Genomic DNA, 17,138 nt, shown 5'->3' with positions numbered 1-17,138 from the left:
AAACTTCAATGGGTTCACCTACTTTTTATAAGGTTGGGTTGAGATTGCTAGAGTTAAAGAGATTAATAAATATTTTTGGAGAAAGTGACCAGATCGCGATCAAAAGTGTCCAAGTTGAGCCCAAAAGTGACCAAGTTGGCAGGGAAAGTGTCCAAGTTCCTATCGAAAGTGGCCAAACGCTCGCTTCCGCTTTTTCTGGTGTCCAGCTGCGGCGACTAGCCCCTCGAGGTCATAAGTCAAAGCTGAACGAGGGCGAAGGTCAGCCCTCTTTTAATCTTCGCCTTATGCTTGTCGGGGCTGGACGAGTCGCCTCCGCTTTTCCTTTTATACAAAGAAAGGGAGGTGATCACGCCACCCCCCTTTAGCAGTCAATTATCATAGAACAGCTATTGGCGTGCTGTAAAACGCTGGTTATGAGTGCAAATGCATGATCTTTATAGAATTCTCTAAAGAAGCAGGGCAGAGAAACAGCTGATTTGAATCACTCAAACCAGCCGATCCCGAGCCTTGCACTTGCTTATAAACCGTTTAATGTTACACGTTAAACGGTCCATCCCCATAAACCGTCAAACGCTGATTATTCTTCCATTGCCGCCATAATTTCTGCTTCCATGTTGGCCGCTGCTTCTTCAGCTGTGATTTCTCCAGCCAATGCTTGTGACAGCTGAACCTGCATGATATCAGAGATACGTGGATAGATTGGTGATACTGGTCTTGGTACTGCGTTTTGAAGTGTTTCTACGAACTGCTCGTTAGCAAATAGAGCCGCTGCATCCTGAACTTCACTGTCTTCATATAGTGCTGCAATTGTTGGAGCACGTCCACCTTCAACTGCACTGATCTTTTGTCCTTCTTCACCAGTCATGAACTTCACAAATTCCCAAGCTTCGTCCGGATGCTCACTGTAGCGGTTGATCATTGACATCCATCCGCCAAGTGTTGCTGCGTTTGTTCCGCCTTCACCAGCCGGAAGAACCGCGAATCCTACGTTACCTGCTACTTCAGATGCTTCTTCGTCATTTGAAGTAGACTGCATGTAAGGCCAGTTACGGGCAAATACAGCCTGTCCGCCAACCCATGCGTTGTTTGTTTCAGTTTCCTGGAAGCTTAAGATATTGCTTGGTACGAAATCAGAGTTAACGAAATCAATCATTTTCTGGATTCCGGCAATCGTTTCAGGGCTGTTAACAACAACCTCGTTATTTTCATCTACAACCTGTCCACCGTGAGAAGCGATGAACTCGATTGCATTTGTGATCATACCTTCATACTGGTTAGCCTGCATCAGGTAACCGAATTCTGTACCGCCTTCACCCTGAAGCGTACCTGCTGCTTCAAAAAGCTCATCCCAAGTTGTCGGAACCTGATCTTCACTCACGATGTCTGTACGGTAGTAAAGAAGTCCCGCATCCGTAAATTTCGGCATTGCATACTGACGGCCGTTAAAGTTTCCTGAAGCAACCGTTCCAGGGAAGTACTGCTCCATATCAATTCCGTCTGCTTCAATATAGCGGTCAAGCTCAAGTGCGTATTGTCCCTGTGCAAATTCAGCTGGCCAGATTACGTCGGCATCAAATACGTCAACCTCAGCACTCTGAGAAGAAAACATCGTTACATATTGGTCATGAGAAGCACCTGTATCTGCAGGCATCTCACGGTATTCTACGTTAATATTCGGGTTTTGTTCTTCAAATGCTGCAATTAGCGCTTCTGTTGCACCAGTTACGTCAACACCGGCTGCATACGTGATGGTTACCTGTTCCTCTTCGCCACCTGCATCGCCGCCTGTGTCACCACCAGTGTCTCCTCCAGTATCTGTCGCTTCGTCGTCTCCACTACAAGCAGCTAATAGCATACTTAGTGTCAGTACTGTTGCTCCTGCAACTTTCTTGTTCCAAAGTTTCATTAATGAAGCCCCCCTAATTGTTTTAAGTTGATTGTCTTTCAATTAATTGAATCGGGAGTAAGATATCAGTTGAATTATTTTTGCGTTTGCCCTGAACGATCTCAAGCATGACTTTCATTGCTGTTTCCCCAATATCAGAAGTAAATTGGTTAATCGTTGTAATCTGTGGATCAAGAAGAGACGCAATCGGCTGATCATCAAATCCGATGACCGCTAAATCATCCGGAACCTTCCACCCGTGAGTCTGGGCTTCCTTGATGACGCCTGCTGCCACCTCATCACTCCCCGTAAAGAGAGCTGTAGGTGCATCATTCATATCCGCAATTCTTCTGAAAATGGCACGTCCATCGTCAATCGTAAAAATATTCTTAAACATCCAATCAGGATTTGGTTCGATTCCGGCTTCTGTAACCGCTTTCAAATATCCTTTACGACGGTTCACAGAAACGCTGCTGTCATTGCCCTGACAATACCCGATTTTCCGGTGTCCTTTGTCGAGTAAGTGCTTTGTACCAATATAGCCGCCCTCAACCTGGTCAAGTCTGACCCGGGTTAAGGAAGCGTTGGGATCATATTCATTGCAGTAAATGATCGGGCCGTATTTCGTATAAGGCTCAATAACACTCCAATCATTTTCAACCGACGCCATAATAATGCCATCGACCTGCTTTGACTTCAGAAGCTGAAAATATTCAAGCTCCTTCTCCCGGCTGATTCGTGTGTTGCATAAAATCAGCTGATAACCGTGTCTTGCCGCTTTCTGTTCCATGGCATCAACGAGCTGGCTAAAGAAAGGGTTTACAATTCTTGAAATGAGAACCGCGATCTTTTTTGTCTTTATGTTTCGCAGCCTTTGCGCTGATGAATTAGGGACAAACCCAAGCTCATCCATCGCTTTTTTAACAGCTCGTTTCTTGTCTTCACTGACATACGGATGATTATTAATCACTCTCGAAACGGTAGCCTGTGACAACCCAGCTTTCAACGCAACATCTTTAATGGTGTACACGCGCTAGCCCTCCTATAGGAACACCCCCATTTGTCATGAAATGATATGAAATCGTTTTCACACTTAGACTATATTACAGAATTATGACGAATGCAACCCTATTTTAAAAATTTCATAATATTTTTAAAATTTAGATAAATGAATGAGTATTCAATCATCTGACGGGCAATGAATTTTCTGAATGGGTGAATATAGGGTGACAGTCGAGGAGGAGTGAGTTCGTTAAAAGGATGAAAAACACCCTTCGTGGATATAACGCCTGAAGCCGGCAGTTATTCACAAAGGGTGTGATGTATGTTTATTCATTCTGGTTTTGTTCTTCTTCAAACGCAGCTAAAAGTGCAGACTGCTCGAGTTCAATGGCTTTCTCCAGAGATAAGGGAATGGCTTGTGGCATTCTCCATCTTATGTGAAAAGGAAAAAGCTCCTTCATACTTTCCATATAAAGTGAACCATCCTCCGGAATCTGATGATCAGTCACGATTCCATCTTCAACAATCAGTTTTACTGCAATGGAAGCACCGCCGCCAATATCGTTTTTCTCTGTAATAAATTCTTCAAAAGCATACCAGATATAAACTTCCTCCTCATTGCCCCCGTAAACTTTAAAAGCATCCGTCACAACACCACCTTCGTTTGTCCAGGCAATCTCATTTTCCAGATATTCTTCCGCCACGGCATGATTGAAGGAAGGGTTCCCGACAAATGTATGCAACGCAATAATAACCAGTAATGTTGTTCCGATCACCCATAGACCGCGCTTCGCTGATTTTTTCAGCTTCATGATTGTTCAACTCCGATCTGCCAAACTTTTACATGAAAGATTCGTGATGTTGCAGTTGAATTCCTTTAAGGGTTCGAAATTATTTTTTCATCAAGTTATACTGAAAGCAGTAATTGAAGGGAGAACGGCTATGACATCAACCATAAAACTCATTGCACTAGATATGGACGGCACGCTTTTGCGTAATGATCATTCCGTTTCCGATGAAAATCGGGCGGCGATAAAATCTGCCCAGGATCAGGGAGTCGGCGTCATGATCAGTACGGGACGGCCACTCGTTTACTGTCAGGAAATCGTGGAATCACTTGGTCTTGCAACCTACTTAATTACGGTAAACGGCAGTGAAATCTGGGATGAGCATCTGAACCTCATTGACCGTACTAAAATTGGCTCTTCCCATATTGAATTTATGTACAACCTTGCTCAAAAACATAATACGAACTACTGGTCTTCAACGGTCGAAGGTGTTTGGAATAAACGCACGAGCTTCCCGGAAAACATTCATGACTATCAGTGGCTGAAGTTCGGGTTTAACGTGGAGGATGACGAAATTCGTGAAACCATTAGAAAAGAGCTTGAAGGTCGAAAAGTGCTCGAAATCACGAACTCCAGTCCAACCAATCTCGAGGTCAATGCAGCGGGTATTAACAAAGCGGCAGCGATCCGTAAAGTATGCGATCGTCTCAATATCACGATGGATTCGGTCATGGCAGTCGGTGACAGCTTAAATGATCTCGCGATGATCAGAGAATCCGGCATTGGTGTTGCGATGGGAAATGCGCAGGAAGCTGTGAAGAATGAGGCTGACTGGGTGACGGATACGAATGAACGGGATGGTGTGGCAAAGGCAATCCGGAAGTTTGTTCTGAACAGTTGACCGATTGACATGTTTTATGTGCTGGAAAATCGGGCATGTTCAAAAAGTGGAAGTCATTGTGCTAGATTTTTGGGAATCGCCTGTATATACTATGCAGGTACATATTTCGAATTTCGAAAGGAGCTTTTAACATGGACTACGTTACTTTAAACAACGGGCTGAAAATGCCTCAAATCGGACTTGGTGTCTGGCAGGTGGAAGATCACCAGACTGGTGTAGATTCAGTGAAAAAAGCAATCGAAACCGGCTATCGTTCAATCGACACAGCCATGATTTACAAAAACGAAGAAGCGGTAGGCGAAGGGATTCGCGCTGCAGGGGTTCCGCGTGAAGATCTTTTCATTACAACAAAGGTCTGGAACGCTGACCAGGGCTATGACAGCACGATCGAAGCCTTCAATACAAGTCTTGAAAAGCTTGGACTTGATTATGTGGATCTATATCTTGTGCACTGGCCAATGCCTGAAAAAGACCGTTATGTAGATACGTATAAAGCAATGGAAAAGTTATATGAAGAGGGCAAAGTGAAAGCGATTGGCGTGTGCAACTTTGAAATTGAGCATCTCCAGCGCTTAATGGACGAGTGTACAGTAAAACCTGTGTTAAATCAGGTAGAGTGCCATCCGTACCTTGCCCAAAATGAACTCAAGGAATTCTGTGCGAAGCATGATATTTTCGTAGAAGCATGGAGCCCGCTGATGCAGGGTGGAGCCGTTCTTGAAGACGACATCATCCGCAACATTGCAGAGAAATACGGCAAAAGCCCGGCACAGGTAGTCATCCGCTGGCATTTGCAAAGTAACTCAATTGTCATCCCGAAATCCGTGACACCATCACGCATCGAATCGAACTTCGATGTATTTGATTTCGAACTGACTGAGGATGAAATGAAGAGCATCAACGACCTTGATCGCGGCGAGCGAAAAGGGCCACATCCAAACGATATGCACCACGAATAAGAAAGATAAATCCGGAAGCCTTGAATGGTTTCCGGATTTTTTAATGTTTATAAGTGTTCTACAGTGCAGGAGTCTTAATTTTCACACGTAAAATTCCGAATGTAGGTATAATTGCATAAAGGAGGTGTTTGTTTTGAGCCATAAAATGTTTATGCTGGAAGCTTTAAAGGAAGCAAGATCAGCAGGAGAACAAGGTAATTTACCAATAGGAAGTGTCATCGTGCACAATGGAACGATTATCGCCAAAGGAAGAAATCAGAGACATACTAACAAGAATAACCTGGCTCATGCTGAGATCAATGCAATTAATCAATGTATTCCATATCTTAATGAATTTTCACGGGAGTGTATACTTTATACGACAGTCGAGCCCTGTATTATGTGCCTTTCAACTATTGTAATGGCAAATATACGTCACGTTGTATTTGCTGTGAAAGATAAATATATGAATATTGATCAGATGATTGAAGCCATGCCCTACATGAAAGAAAGATTGTATACATACGAACCTGATGTTTTAAAAGAGGAGTCCATTTCTTTACTAGAAAAATATTCTCCGGCAATGGCATCTATGATCTTAACCGGTAAACGCAACTAGTCCCTTAGCATGAATTTCCACATATAGACACCCGAAATTGTTTTAACCTTTTACAGGCAGGGTATTTCCTAACTATGTGATCGCAAATACTTGCACGACCCATTAAGGAGGAAATGAAAATGTCAAAAGGTTATATTGAAACATTTCATTCAGAGCAGGATGTATTGCGTAAAATCGAGGATTTAAAGTTACAGGGCTACAAAGAAGAAGATATGTATGTGGTGGCGAGAGACAAAGATGAACTGTCTCTTGTACGCGGCAGAACTGATGCAGACGTAGAGGCTGTTGAAGGTAATTGGTGGGACAAATTTAAAGCATTTGTTTCAGGTGATTCGTCTGTCCGGGAAGCTTTTGACCGGATGGGGATGGAAAAAGAAGATTCAGAGCGTTACTATGATGAAGTAAGAAACGGTGCGTTTTTATTATATGCAGATAATGAATATGCTGATTCGGATGACCGCTATATCCGTTCCGGAAATGGTCATCCGCTCGAAGATCGCAACGCGGATCATAAAGTGACCGGTACAAATTTTACAGCAGAAAATGATCGTTATGTTGATCCTAATCTCGACAATCCGGAGCCGAATCGTCCTGTTCATGATCATCACGAAAAGACGGCTGCTGTACCGAACGAAATTGAAAACGATGACCGTGAATATCGTGCAGAAGGAGACAGAGGTAAAATTCTTGAGCCATCTGAACATGATAAGCAGCAGTACGGTGGTGGACACGATGAGATCCTCTCTTCAAAAGCTGTAGATGCCGGTACACCGAGAAGTGCCGTCAGACCGGACCAGCCAAATTATATGGGCGACCCATCTGAACCTTACAGACACAAAGAAGTAGAACCCAAAGATGTTTCCGGTGGCAGTAACCGTAAAGTGGTGGACGGTCAGGAATCTGTCTGGGTAGACCGTGCGCAGGAGAATTCGAATCGTCACGTTGAGGCAGAAACTGATGATAAGAATCGGCTGTATGGCGGCCAGCCTGTATCAGATGACAACCCGAATGAATACCATCACCAGGACGAAGAAAATAGAAAATACGCCCGCGACGCACGCAGCAAAGCAGCAGAAACCCGCGCCAACATGGAAGGGCGCCGTCCACTATAATAGAAACGAAGACTGGGACTCCATGTTCCAGTCTTTTTTATGTGACGTGAGTTTGAGGAGGGAGTTTGTGAGGATAGAAGACAGATTCGTGAGTTTGTAAGAAAAATTCGTCAGGATCAAGCCAAGGTTCGTGAGCTTACAGCACCAATTCGTCAGTTCAGTAACTTATGGCCTATACCTCCACAATAAAACTGTTGGACGCGGAATCATTCAAACTATTCATCCATAGCTCTTCCGCGACAAACTTTCTTTCAAACCAAATAAGCAGTAATTGAATAGATAGAAGACATTGTTAAGGTGTGGTGGATTGATTTTTGAGAGATTGATTAATCATAGAAAGGACGGTCCTCACCCGAAGACTCCTGTGGCGGAGAAACGACAGGTGAGACAGCGTAGTGCGAAGCACTAGCTGGCTCACCGCGCGGCCACGGAAAGCGCAGGGTGAGGACCGTCCGGCACTCTTAATCAAAATTAAACAAAAAAACACGCACATCAGCGTGTTTTTTTCGAAAAGCCCTCCTGATCAAGATAAGAAGCAGCCTCCTCATAAGTCGTGAAAATTCCATCAAGCATCTCATCCGCATACACACTCCACGTATCCGCATCTTCACGTGTAAGCACGAGTTCCTGTCCGTTCTCATTCACCCACGGCTCATCTGTAAACGGCTCGAAATCAGCAAGTTCTTCAGTTAGTAAAGAATCCATTGATGCCTGAATAATCGAGCGGAGCTCCTCTTCAGAGAAATCACGGATATTTGTCATGCCTTTTGCGTCTGAATCAAAGTCGTTCAAGTGCGCAGTAAAGACAAAGCCATTGCCGTTTGGATGGAGATGATAAACGACTGTTTTCTTCTCGCGAATGCTTTCTTCGAAGTGAAAGTTCACGCGGCCGAGGGATACGTTATGTCGGGTCAGGCGGTCGAATGATTCGATTACCTTTAGTTTTTCTTCAAATGTCAGCATACTGTTTGCCTCCGATTTTCTATTCGTGTCGCTTATTATAGCACATCTGTTTCGGAACGACATGAACGTGGTTTTGTTGATTTGGTGAATGTCCTGGTTTGCTTCATAAAACCGGGCCGGGGCGCATCCTGCGCTTTCCGTGGCCGCGCGGTGAGCCAGCTGTGCTGCGCACATCTGTCTCACCTGTCGCTTTCCGCCACAGGAGTCTTCGGATGCGCCCCGGCCCTAAGTTCCATAATTGTCCTTCTTATTTTTGTTTTAAATAAACTGAATCGGGGTGCAGCTTATAATGTTTGTTTTATATTGTATGACAACAAATAGGATGAAAATATTTCGCTGTGATTGAATTTATTTGACAACTATTAGGGGTTATTTAACCACTTGTTCGGGTTATTCGACCACTCTTTTAGGTTATTTAACCACTTTTTTCGATTATTTAACCACTCTATCCAATGATTTAACCACTCTCTTAGTAAAGCTGGGCCGGAGGGTATACTTTGATACACACTAAAATGACAGTTCATCTCTTTATTTTATGAGTCTCTCAGATAATGCATGAATGAAAATTCTCCGTCCGGATTTGAATGTCCGAACGGAGAATGATTGATACTTATTTTCCCATCAGTGCCACGAGCAGGGCTTTTTGGGCGTGGAGTCGGTTTTCTGCTTCGCGGAAGACGACGGAGTGTGGGCCTTCTAAAACGGCTGTGCTGACTTCCTCTTCGCGGTGTGCGGGGAGGCAGTGCATGAATATATAGTCGGGGTCTGCGTGGGCTGTGAGCGCCTCGTTGACCTGAAAGCCTTCGAATGCTTTTAATCGTTCATTTGCTTCTTCTTCCTGCCCCATGCTTGCCCATACATCTGTGTAGACTGCGTGAGCTCCGGCAACGGCTTGGACAGGATCGTGGGTTAATGTGATGACAGCGCCTGTTTGCTGACCGACCCCTTGTGCATAGGCCAATATTTCAGCATTTGGCTCGTAGCCTTCCGGACAGGCAATGGTAAAATGCATGCCGACTTTTGCCGCGCCGATCATCAGGGAGTGGGCGACGTTATTGCCGTCTCCGATATAAGCGAGTTTTTTATGCTTAAAGGATCCGAATGTTTCGTGAATCGTTAACAGATCGGCGAGTGTCTGGCACGGGTGATAGTCATCCGTCAGTCCGTTGATGACGGGAATGGTACTGTGTTCAGCGAGTTCCTCCACGATGGACTGGCCAAATGTACGGATCATAATGCCATCGAGATAACCTGACAGAACGCGTGCTGTATCCGCGATCGTTTCCCCGCGTCCCATCTGAATATCGCGTGTGCTTAAATACATTGCGTGTCCGCCGAGCTGCAGCATGCCGGCTTCAAAGGAGACACGTGTACGGGTGGATGACTTTTCAAAAATCATCCCGAGCACCTTTCCCTGTAAAAGGGGAAGGTGCTTGTTTTCGGGTTTTTTCAGCTCAGCTGCGAGCTCAATCAGTTCCAGAATTTCGTTAGATGTGTAATCTCTCAGCGTTAGAAGATCTTTGTGCTGAAGAGTCGGAATTAATGTGTTCATACGAACGCTCCCTTTCTTGGTGATAGCGTGCCGAGAAATGCCTGAGCCGTTTCCGGACGTGTCCAGACGTGAAGTCTGTGTATGGCCGCTTTTTTGATCAGAGGTGTGTCTGATTCAAATGATAGTAAGGCTTTTTTATCTGCACGTTTCATCCACTCATCAAATGCAAGCTCTGCAGGTGTAAAGACGTGCATGCCTTTATCCGTCCATTCGCTGATCAGGGATTCAGTGGCTGTTTCTGCGGTCATATAGATGCTTCCTTTTTCTGACCAGAGATCTGCAAGCTGCTGGCTGGCGCCGGTCAGTGCTTTTTGAATCGCGATATCAGGGTTTGTGTCAGAGCCGATGACTTCCCCGGTTGACGTCATGACTGGCGTCAGGGCAGGGGAGAGGTCTGGCAGTTTGATATGCGAGAAGACTGGTGCTTTGACAGTGAATCCTCGCTGACCGTTGAAATTCTTATGAATACCTAGGTCATTAAAGTCCGTTCCGAGCATCAAAGCTGTTGCGTGCTGTACGAGTGGAACGTTTGTGACCTTGCTGCTGATTGGAACAGTACGTGAAGCACGCGGGTTGATTTCAATCACATATAACGTGTCTTTTTGACACACGAATTGAATGTTGAACAGTCCGGTGAATGCAAGGTTTTTTGCAATGTGCATCGAGACTTCACATACATGATCCAGCATTTTAGCCGGAAGATTTAATGGCGGCGTGATGGAAATACTGTCTCCTGAATGGACGCCGGTTCCCTCGATATGTTCAAAAACAGCAGAGATCCAGGCGTTTTTGCCATCCGACAGCACATCAACCTCAACTTCCTTGCCTTCGATAAATTTATCAACAAGTACGGGATATTCAATTTGTGCTGAAGCCAGATACGTTTCTAATTCTTCATCGCTGTTCAGCTTGATCATGCCGCTTCCCCCGATGACATAAGAGGGGCGCAGCAGGATGGGATAGCTGAGATCATCAGCGGCCTGCCAGATTTCAGCGGGCTGGTTAGCGGAAAAGCCCGGGATAACAGGAAGTCCAACTGATTCAAGAAACGTATAAAAACGGTCGCGATCCTCCATTTGATCGAGCAGCTCAGAGGTGGATCCAAGAAGGGTGATGCCGGATTCCTCAAGCTCTTTCGCTACATTAATGGAAGTCTGTCCGCCAAACTGGACAATGACCTGATCAATGCCTTCAGCTTCCAGTACGTTTAAAATATCTTCTGCTGTTAAAGGTTCAAAATACAGGGCATCTGCTGTTTCATAATCGGTGCTGACGGTTTCAGGGTTGTTGTTGATGAGAACAGCCTCATATCCGAGCTTCTGAAGTGCGATGACACTGTGTACACAGCAGTAATCAAATTCAATTCCCTGACCGATACGGATCGGACCTGAGCCGATGACAGCGACCTTAGGTTTCACAGATTCGCGGTGATCGGTTGTGCCGCTCCATGTCGAATAAAAATAGTTCGTTTTTGCTTCAAATTCGGCTGCACATGTATCAACCATGCGATAGGCCGGTGTGATTCCCCACTTTTTACGCTGGGTTCTGATCAGTGTTGCGGGCACGTTCCAGAGGGAAGACAGCTGCTGATCGGTAAAGCCAAGCTTTTTTGCGTGAGACAGGCGATCCTGTGTGATTTCTGTCCAGGTCATTTCGCCAAGGTCCTGATGCGTGTGAATTAATTTGGCCAGTACGTGCAAAAAATAAGGTGAAATGCCTGTTAAATCCACGATTTCTTCAGCTGTCGTTCCTCTTTTTAAAAGCTCAAGCATCGCAAAAAGACGTCTGTCATCCGGCTCCGTGAGAATCTCTTTTAAAGCCTGATCCTCCCATAATGAAAAGGCTGGCAGGAAAAGTCCATCGAGTTTCATATCAAGCGAGCGGATCGCTTTTTGGAAAGCGGACTCCATGGAGCGTTCGATCGCCATGACTTCACCTGTTGCTTTCATCTGTGTGCCTAGCTTGCGGTTGGCCTCGCTGAACTGGTCAAATGGCCAGCGCGGGATTTTGACCGTGACATAGTCAAGGGCAGGCTCGAAGCTTGCGAATGTCGTCCCTGTCACCGGATTTTTCAACTCATGCAGTGAATAGCCAACCGCAAGCTTTGCAGCAAGTCGCGCAATCGGATAGCCGGTGGCTTTTGATGCTAGGGCAGAGGAGCGGCTGACACGCGGATTCACCTCGATCAGGAAGTATTCCGATGTCTCAGGGTGAAGGGCGAACTGGATGTTACAGCCGCCGACGATGCCCAATGCTTCAATAATGTTGATTGAAGCGGTGCGCAGCATATGATATTCCTTATCATGCAGCGTCTGACTCGGCGCAACGACGATGGAGTCCCCTGTATGAACACCAACCGGATCAAGGTTTTCCATGTTACAGATCGTGATACACGTACCGGATGCATCACGCATCACTTCATACTCAACTTCCTTATAGCCTGCGATACTTTTTTCGACGAGGCACTGATGAATCGGGCTTGCTGAAAGTCCCTGTTCAACCAGCGAGATGAACGCTTCTTCTGTTGAAGCAATTCCTCCACCAAAGCCGCCAAGTGTATAGGCAGGACGGACGATGACCGGGTATCCTGCTGTGTTCGCAAAAGCCAGTGCTTCTTCCACTGTATAGATGATTTCGCTGTCAGGAACAGGTTCATTCAGTTTTTTCATGAGCGAGCGAAAGGCGTCACGGTCCTCAGCCATTTTGATCGATTCGATTTCTGTTCCAAGCAGCTTCACACCGTATTCTTCAAGAATGCCCTGATCTGTTAAGGCCATGGCAAGGTTGAGTCCGGTTTGCCCGCCTACTGTTGCGAGCAGACCGTCCGGCTTTTCTTTTTCCAGAATGGCTTTCACACTTTCAACCGTCAGCGGCTCGAAATAAACGCGATCTGCCGTTGTTTCATCGGTCATGATCGTAGCCGGGTTATTATTAATTAAAATGACCTCTATGCCTTCTTCGCGGAGTGCCGTACAGGCTTGTGTACCTGAATAATCAAATTCCGCCGCCTGTCCGATGACGATCGCACCGGAGCCGATGACTAATACTTTCTTTATTTCCTGATGCTTAGGCATGGGTGGACACCTTCTTTTCAAATGGGATTAAATCAAAAAACGTATCAAATACTTCATGGTGCTCAGCCGGGCCCGGTGAAGCCTCCGGATGGAATTGAACCGTTATAAAAGGTAGTTCGTTATGCTGAACTCCTTCAATGCTGTTATCATTTACATTCAGATAAAGAACAGACAGACTGTCAGGCAAAGAATCTTTTTTAACGACATAGCTGTGGTTTTGTGAACTCATGCTTACACGATTTGTTTTCATATTCATGACCGGATGGTTCGCTCCGCGGTGACCGAATGGCAGCTTTTCCGTTGAGGCCCCAAACGCCGAAGCAAGGAGCTGATGACCAAGGCAGATACCAAGGGAAGGATAGTTCGTTGCCCATTCTTTATAGTCTGCGAGTTTATGCTCAAGTGAAGCGGGATCCCCGGGACCATTTGAAAAGAGGAGACCGTCCAGTTGATAAGCTGACAGAACATCAGTCGTTACGGTGTAAGGAAAAACGGTTACTTTACACCCGCGGTCAAGCAGTGCCTGTAAGATCGATTTTTTATAGCCGAAATCAATCAGTCCGATATGCGGAAACCCTTCACCATGCGTGGTGATCGTTTTTGCTGTCACATGTGGTACAAGAAACGTTCGGATCGGCTTCCATGCAGGTAACGGTTTACCTTCAAGCTGCATGACCGCCTGCATCGTTCCGTCCTCACGAATGGTTTGGATGACGGAACGTGTATCCACTCCTGACATGATCGGCACATTGTGCTGAAGAGCAAAGTCAAAGAGTGAAATCCCTTTTTCAAGTGCGCCTTCATACAATTCGGTTACGATAATGCCGGCCGGCTGAATGACTTCTGATTCCAAATGGGCAGTCTGAATGCCGTACTGTCCCATTAACGGATAGGAAAAAACGATGATCTGCCCGTGATAGGAAGGGTCTGTTAATACCTCTTCGTATCCTGTCATACCCGTGAAAAATACGATTTCTCCCTGTACATCTTTAGCTGCACCCTTCCAGATGCCTTGAAATGACTGTCCGTTTGAAAGTGACAGTGTACCTTTCATCGGTTTCTCCTCCTTGTATAAATATAAATTATTGTGTAATTTTATTCATTTTTAATCAAAAAAATAAGAGTATGCATTTTATATCGTGATCTGCAGCCTGCCTTTTGACAGGCTGCAGACGAGTTTATGACTTCACTTTGGAGTGCCCGAGAATCGTTTGCTTTAAAATGGCTGCTGCTTCCTTCAGTTCCTGTTCAGTCACAGTCAGCGGAGGCAGCATTCTGATGACGTTTGGTCCTGCCGGTACAAGAAGCAGGCCGTTTTCTTCAGCCTGCTGCACGATCGGCGCAGCCTCGTCATGCAGGACAACGCCAAGCATCAGACCTTTTCCGGTCAGCCCTTTGACTTCAGGAAGGTCAAGGAGAGGGGCCAGCTGTTCGCGCAATACACGTTCTTTCTCTTTAACTTCCTGTAAGAATACTGCGTCAAAAACATGATCCACTACCGTCTGAGCAACCGCAACGGCAAGCGGATTACCGCCAAACGTTGTGCCGTGTGTCCCAGGTCCGAAATGCGTTGACAGACGCTCTGTACCGAGCATGGAACCGATTGGAAAACCGCCGCCAAGTCCTTTTGCTAACGTCACGATATCAGGAACAAGAGGTGTCTGTTCGAATGCATACCTTGTGCCTGTGCGTCCGATGCCTGTTTGGACCTCATCAATGATGAGCAATACACCCATTGAATCACACAATTCCTGAATGTCTCTGGCAAAGGATTCCTGAATCACATTGACGCCGCCCTCACCCTGAATGACCTCAAGCATGATGGCAGCGGTATCTTCTTTAACTGCATGTTTTAATGCTTCAGTATCATTAAAAGGAACGGTTCTAAACTCAGGCATTAATGGCCCGAAGCCCTGTTTGACTTTATCCTGACCGGTCGCTGCCATCGCACCGGTTGTCCGGCCGTGAAACGATTGTTCAAATGTGACAATGACATGTTTGCCGGTTGCTTTACGGGCGAGCTTAATGGCGGCTTCATTCGCTTCTGCCCCACTGTTGCAGAAAAAGGCACAGTCTAGAGGGGTGTCAGCCGTTAAAGTTTCAGCAAGCTTTTCCTGGGCAGGACTCTCAAATAGGTTTGAAATGTGCCAAAGCTTTTCACTCTGCACCTGTAATGTTTTCACGATGGAAGGGTGGGCGTGTCCGAGACTGACCACCGCAATTCCGCTCGTGAAATCCAGATAGGACTTGCCGTTTTCATCCTTCACAACGGTTCCTTTTCCTTCGGTAATATGGATGGAACGCCGTGCGTAGTTTTGGAAAAGTGCACTCATCGGACAACTGCCTCCTTTCGAATTGTGGTACCCTTTAATGCTTCATTGACTATTTTGACAGAAGGAATGCCGGTTTCCAGACAGCCAGCAGCGGCCTGAACCTTTGGAATCATTCCTCCGTATATCGTACCGTCCCCAATCCACGTTGTAATTTCAGACGGTGTGGTTTCGGATACTGGACTGTCGTTCACTTTAATGCCGGCTGTATCTGTAATAAATAAAAGCTCATCCGCTTTAATCGCTGAGGCAATCTTCTCGGCTGCCGTATCTGCATTGATATTCAGTGCCTGCCCGTCAGCTGTTCTGCCGATACAGGAAATGACGGGAACGGTTTCTTTTAAAAGCTCAAGCAGTGATGGGCGGATCGTTTCAATCTTACCGACGAAGCCGTAAACGTCTTGATCAAGATACGTGGCCTCAATCATTCCGCCGTCAAAGCCGTTCAATCCAATGGCCTGAATTCCTGCAGCATGAAGCTGATGCACGATCCATGGGTTAACGGATCCGATCAGCACGGACTGTACAATCCCAATCGCATTTTCAGGCGTGATCCGAAGGCCGTTCACAATCGGTGTATCAATCTGCGCCGCCTTTAAAGCCCGGTTAATCGCCGGGCCGCCTCCATGAACAATGACAACGCGATGGCCTTGGTCAATCATCGTACGGATGCCATTAAAAAAGGAGGGGGTCAGCCGCTCAAGCAGGCTGCCTCCAAGCTTGATCACGGTCGTGTGATTACGTTCGGTAGCTTGCATTGATTTGGACGTAGTCATACGTGAGATCACACCCCCATGCAAGTCCTTTTCCACTGCCCTGATTGACGTTGACCTTCAGTTTAATTTCCGGCTGTTTTAAGTATTCAGTGAGTTCATCCTCTGAAAAAGCAAGTGGCTCACCTTCACTCACAACCGGTACTGAACCGATCAGGATCTCGATTTCGTCCGGATCAATCGTCATGCCGCTGTATCCGACTGCTGCTAAAATACGGCCCCAGTTGGCATCACAGCCAAATGCGGCTGTTTTAACAAGTGGAGAGCCGACAACAGTTTTCGCAATTTTACGGGCTTCTTCATCAGAAACGGCTCCGTTTACTTCCACTTCAATCAGCTTGGTCGCGCCTTCCCCGTCTTTGGCGATCATTTTCCCCAGATCCTCACAGACATGAAGCAGGGTTTGAACGAAGACAGCCCAGTCAGGATGTGCTGGAGAAAGCGTGTTGTTTTCTGCCAATCCATTGGCCATCACAAGCACCATATCATTCGTTGACGTGTCACCATCCACGGTAATGGAGTTAAACGATCGGTCCACGACAGATTTAAGTGCATGATGCAGGTGGTCTGATTCGATAGCTGCATCTGTGGAGATAAACCCGAGCATGGTGGCCATGTTAGGATGAATCATCCCTGAACCCTTGGCTGTTCCGGCAACGGTCACGATTTTGCCGTCAATTTCAACCTGATACGCTGTATTTTTAGAAACGGTATCAGTGGTCAAAATAGACTGGGAGAAATCGATGGACCCTTTTAGTCCGGCAGTTGGCTCAAGCTTTGGAATGCCCGTTTTTAAGCACTCCATTGGCAGCTTTTCGCCAATGACGCCAGTGGATGCCACTCCAACCAGGTGAGGTTTGATATCAAGCAGCTCTGCAGTCAACGCCTGCATCGTCTGGGCATCGAGATAGCCCTGTTTCCCTGTACAGGCATTGGCGTTTCCTGAATTGACGATGATCGCCTGCATTTTATTTTCAATCGCAAGTGATTCCTTTGTTACTTTTAAAGGAGCGGCCTGAACAGCATTCGTCGTATAAACGCCTGCTGCATTGGCAGGAACCTCGCTCACTAAAATGGCCAGGTCATTTTTTTTATGTTTAATACCGCAATGAAGTCCGGCTGCTTTAAAGCCGATTGGTGATGCAATATTGTTTCCTGAAATATATTTGATGGATGGATACACGGTCGTCATGATACTCCT

At 46.1% G+C, this 17,138-nt stretch carries 14 protein-coding genes; 4 read left to right on the top strand and 10 right to left on the bottom strand.

Features of this window, described 5'->3' with window-relative positions; genetic code table 11:
* Nucleotides 1-577: 577 nt before the first annotated feature.
* The 3 genes from H7968_RS02280 to H7968_RS02270 form a co-directional block, all read right to left on the bottom strand.
* On the bottom strand, nt 578-1,906 hold the full coding sequence (locus H7968_RS02280) for an ABC transporter substrate-binding protein (protein ID WP_227394624.1): 1,329 nt from the start codon (nt 1,904-1,906) through the stop codon (nt 578-580).
* Nucleotides 1,907-1,928: 22 nt separating this feature from the next.
* Nucleotides 1,929-2,915: a LacI family DNA-binding transcriptional regulator gene (locus H7968_RS02275; RefSeq protein WP_227394623.1), complete on the bottom strand. Its 987-nt coding sequence runs from the start codon at nt 2,913-2,915 to the stop codon at nt 1,929-1,931.
* 298 nt (nt 2,916-3,213) lie between these two features.
* Nucleotides 3,214-3,699, bottom strand: a complete 486-nt coding sequence (locus H7968_RS02270) for a hypothetical protein (RefSeq protein WP_227394622.1) — start codon at nt 3,697-3,699, stop codon at nt 3,214-3,216.
* A 130-nt stretch (nt 3,700-3,829) separates the two neighbouring features.
* On the opposite strand from H7968_RS02270, the gene H7968_RS02265 reads away from it, so the two are divergent.
* The 4 genes from H7968_RS02265 (at nt 3,830) to H7968_RS02250 (ending at nt 7,245) form a co-directional block, all read left to right on the top strand.
* Nucleotides 3,830-4,576 carry a Cof-type HAD-IIB family hydrolase gene (locus H7968_RS02265; RefSeq protein WP_227394621.1) on the top strand — a complete coding sequence of 249 codons (747 nt, stop codon included), beginning with the start codon at nt 3,830-3,832 and terminating at the stop codon, nt 4,574-4,576.
* Nucleotides 4,577-4,707: 131 nt separating this feature from the next.
* A complete protein-coding gene (locus H7968_RS02260; RefSeq protein WP_227394620.1) occupies nt 4,708-5,535 on the top strand; it encodes an aldo/keto reductase in 828 nt (275 codons plus the stop codon).
* Nucleotides 5,536-5,668: 133 nt separating this feature from the next.
* Nucleotides 5,669-6,133, top strand: coding sequence for a nucleoside deaminase (locus tag H7968_RS02255; RefSeq protein ID WP_227394619.1), 465 nt, complete (start codon nt 5,669-5,671; stop codon nt 6,131-6,133).
* 119 nt (nt 6,134-6,252) lie between these two features.
* On the top strand, nt 6,253-7,245 hold the full coding sequence (locus H7968_RS02250; RefSeq protein WP_227394618.1) for a general stress protein: 993 nt from the start codon (nt 6,253-6,255) through the stop codon (nt 7,243-7,245).
* 492 nt (nt 7,246-7,737) lie between these two features.
* Here H7968_RS02250 and H7968_RS02245 read toward each other — a convergent pair whose 3' ends face one another.
* The 7 genes from H7968_RS02245 to argJ all read right to left on the bottom strand — a co-directional run bounded on the left by H7968_RS02245 (nt 7,738) and on the right by argJ (nt 17,129).
* Nucleotides 7,738-8,208: a hypothetical protein gene (locus H7968_RS02245; protein ID WP_134373727.1), complete on the bottom strand. Its 471-nt coding sequence runs from the start codon at nt 8,206-8,208 to the stop codon at nt 7,738-7,740.
* 610 nt (nt 8,209-8,818) lie between these two features.
* A complete protein-coding gene (gene argF, locus H7968_RS02240) occupies nt 8,819-9,760 on the bottom strand; it encodes an ornithine carbamoyltransferase (RefSeq protein ID WP_227394617.1) in 942 nt (313 codons plus the stop codon).
* Nucleotides 9,757-12,834 carry a carbamoyl phosphate synthase large subunit gene (locus H7968_RS02235; RefSeq protein ID WP_227394616.1) on the bottom strand — a complete coding sequence of 1,026 codons (3,078 nt, stop codon included), beginning with the start codon at nt 12,832-12,834 and terminating at the stop codon, nt 9,757-9,759. The genes argF and H7968_RS02235 overlap by 4 nt, the downstream gene beginning before the upstream one ends.
* On the bottom strand, nt 12,827-13,888 hold the full coding sequence (locus H7968_RS02230) for a carbamoyl phosphate synthase small subunit (protein ID WP_227394615.1): 1,062 nt from the start codon (nt 13,886-13,888) through the stop codon (nt 12,827-12,829). The genes H7968_RS02235 and H7968_RS02230 overlap by 8 nt, the downstream gene beginning before the upstream one ends.
* A gap of 124 nt (nt 13,889-14,012) precedes the next feature.
* Entirely contained in the window at nt 14,013-15,167 is a 1,155-nt protein-coding gene (locus tag H7968_RS02225; protein WP_227394614.1) for an acetylornithine transaminase, read from the bottom strand.
* Nucleotides 15,164-15,940, bottom strand: a complete 777-nt coding sequence (gene argB / locus H7968_RS02220) for an acetylglutamate kinase (RefSeq protein WP_227394613.1) — start codon at nt 15,938-15,940, stop codon at nt 15,164-15,166. The genes H7968_RS02225 and argB overlap by 4 nt, the downstream gene beginning before the upstream one ends.
* Nucleotides 15,903-17,129 (bottom strand): bifunctional glutamate N-acetyltransferase/amino-acid acetyltransferase ArgJ, encoded by a 1,227-nt coding sequence (gene argJ / locus H7968_RS02215; protein WP_227394612.1) that lies wholly within the window; start codon nt 17,127-17,129, stop codon nt 15,903-15,905. Before argJ ends, argB begins: the two co-directional genes overlap by 38 nt.
* Between the last annotated feature and the right edge of the window lie 9 nt (nt 17,130-17,138).

This window comes from Jeotgalibacillus aurantiacus, from assembly GCF_020595125.1.
GTDB lineage: Bacteria > Bacillota > Bacilli > Bacillales > Jeotgalibacillaceae > Jeotgalibacillus > Jeotgalibacillus aurantiacus.
This window is presented reverse-complemented; position numbering and strand designations above follow the sequence as displayed.

What these genes read in the sequence shown, in the direction of transcription:
- H7968_RS02280 (WP_227394624.1), bottom strand. Translation starts at nt 1,906, where the DNA reads ATGAAACTTTGGAACAAGAAAGTTGCAGGAGCAACAGTACTGACACTA.
- H7968_RS02270 (WP_227394622.1), bottom strand. Translation starts at nt 3,699, where the DNA reads ATGAAGCTGAAAAAATCAGCGAAGCGCGGTCTATGGGTGATCGGAACA.
- H7968_RS02265 (WP_227394621.1), top strand. Translation starts at nt 3,830, where the DNA reads ATGACATCAACCATAAAACTCATTGCACTAGATATGGACGGCACGCTT.
- H7968_RS02260 (WP_227394620.1), top strand. Translation starts at nt 4,708, where the DNA reads ATGGACTACGTTACTTTAAACAACGGGCTGAAAATGCCTCAAATCGGA.
- H7968_RS02250 (WP_227394618.1), top strand. Translation starts at nt 6,253, where the DNA reads ATGTCAAAAGGTTATATTGAAACATTTCATTCAGAGCAGGATGTATTG.
- H7968_RS02245 (WP_134373727.1), bottom strand. Translation starts at nt 8,208, where the DNA reads ATGCTGACATTTGAAGAAAAACTAAAGGTAATCGAATCATTCGACCGC.
- argF (WP_227394617.1), bottom strand. Translation starts at nt 9,760, where the DNA reads ATGAACACATTAATTCCGACTCTTCAGCACAAAGATCTTCTAACGCTG.
- H7968_RS02235 (WP_227394616.1), bottom strand. Translation starts at nt 12,834, where the DNA reads ATGCCTAAGCATCAGGAAATAAAGAAAGTATTAGTCATCGGCTCCGGT.
- H7968_RS02230 (WP_227394615.1), bottom strand. Translation starts at nt 13,888, where the DNA reads ATGAAAGGTACACTGTCACTTTCAAACGGACAGTCATTTCAAGGCATC.
- H7968_RS02225 (WP_227394614.1), bottom strand. Translation starts at nt 15,167, where the DNA reads ATGAGTGCACTTTTCCAAAACTACGCACGGCGTTCCATCCATATTACC.
- argB (WP_227394613.1), bottom strand. Translation starts at nt 15,940, where the DNA reads ATGACTACGTCCAAATCAATGCAAGCTACCGAACGTAATCACACGACC.
- argJ (WP_227394612.1), bottom strand. Translation starts at nt 17,129, where the DNA reads ATGACGACCGTGTATCCATCCATCAAATATATTTCAGGAAACAATATT.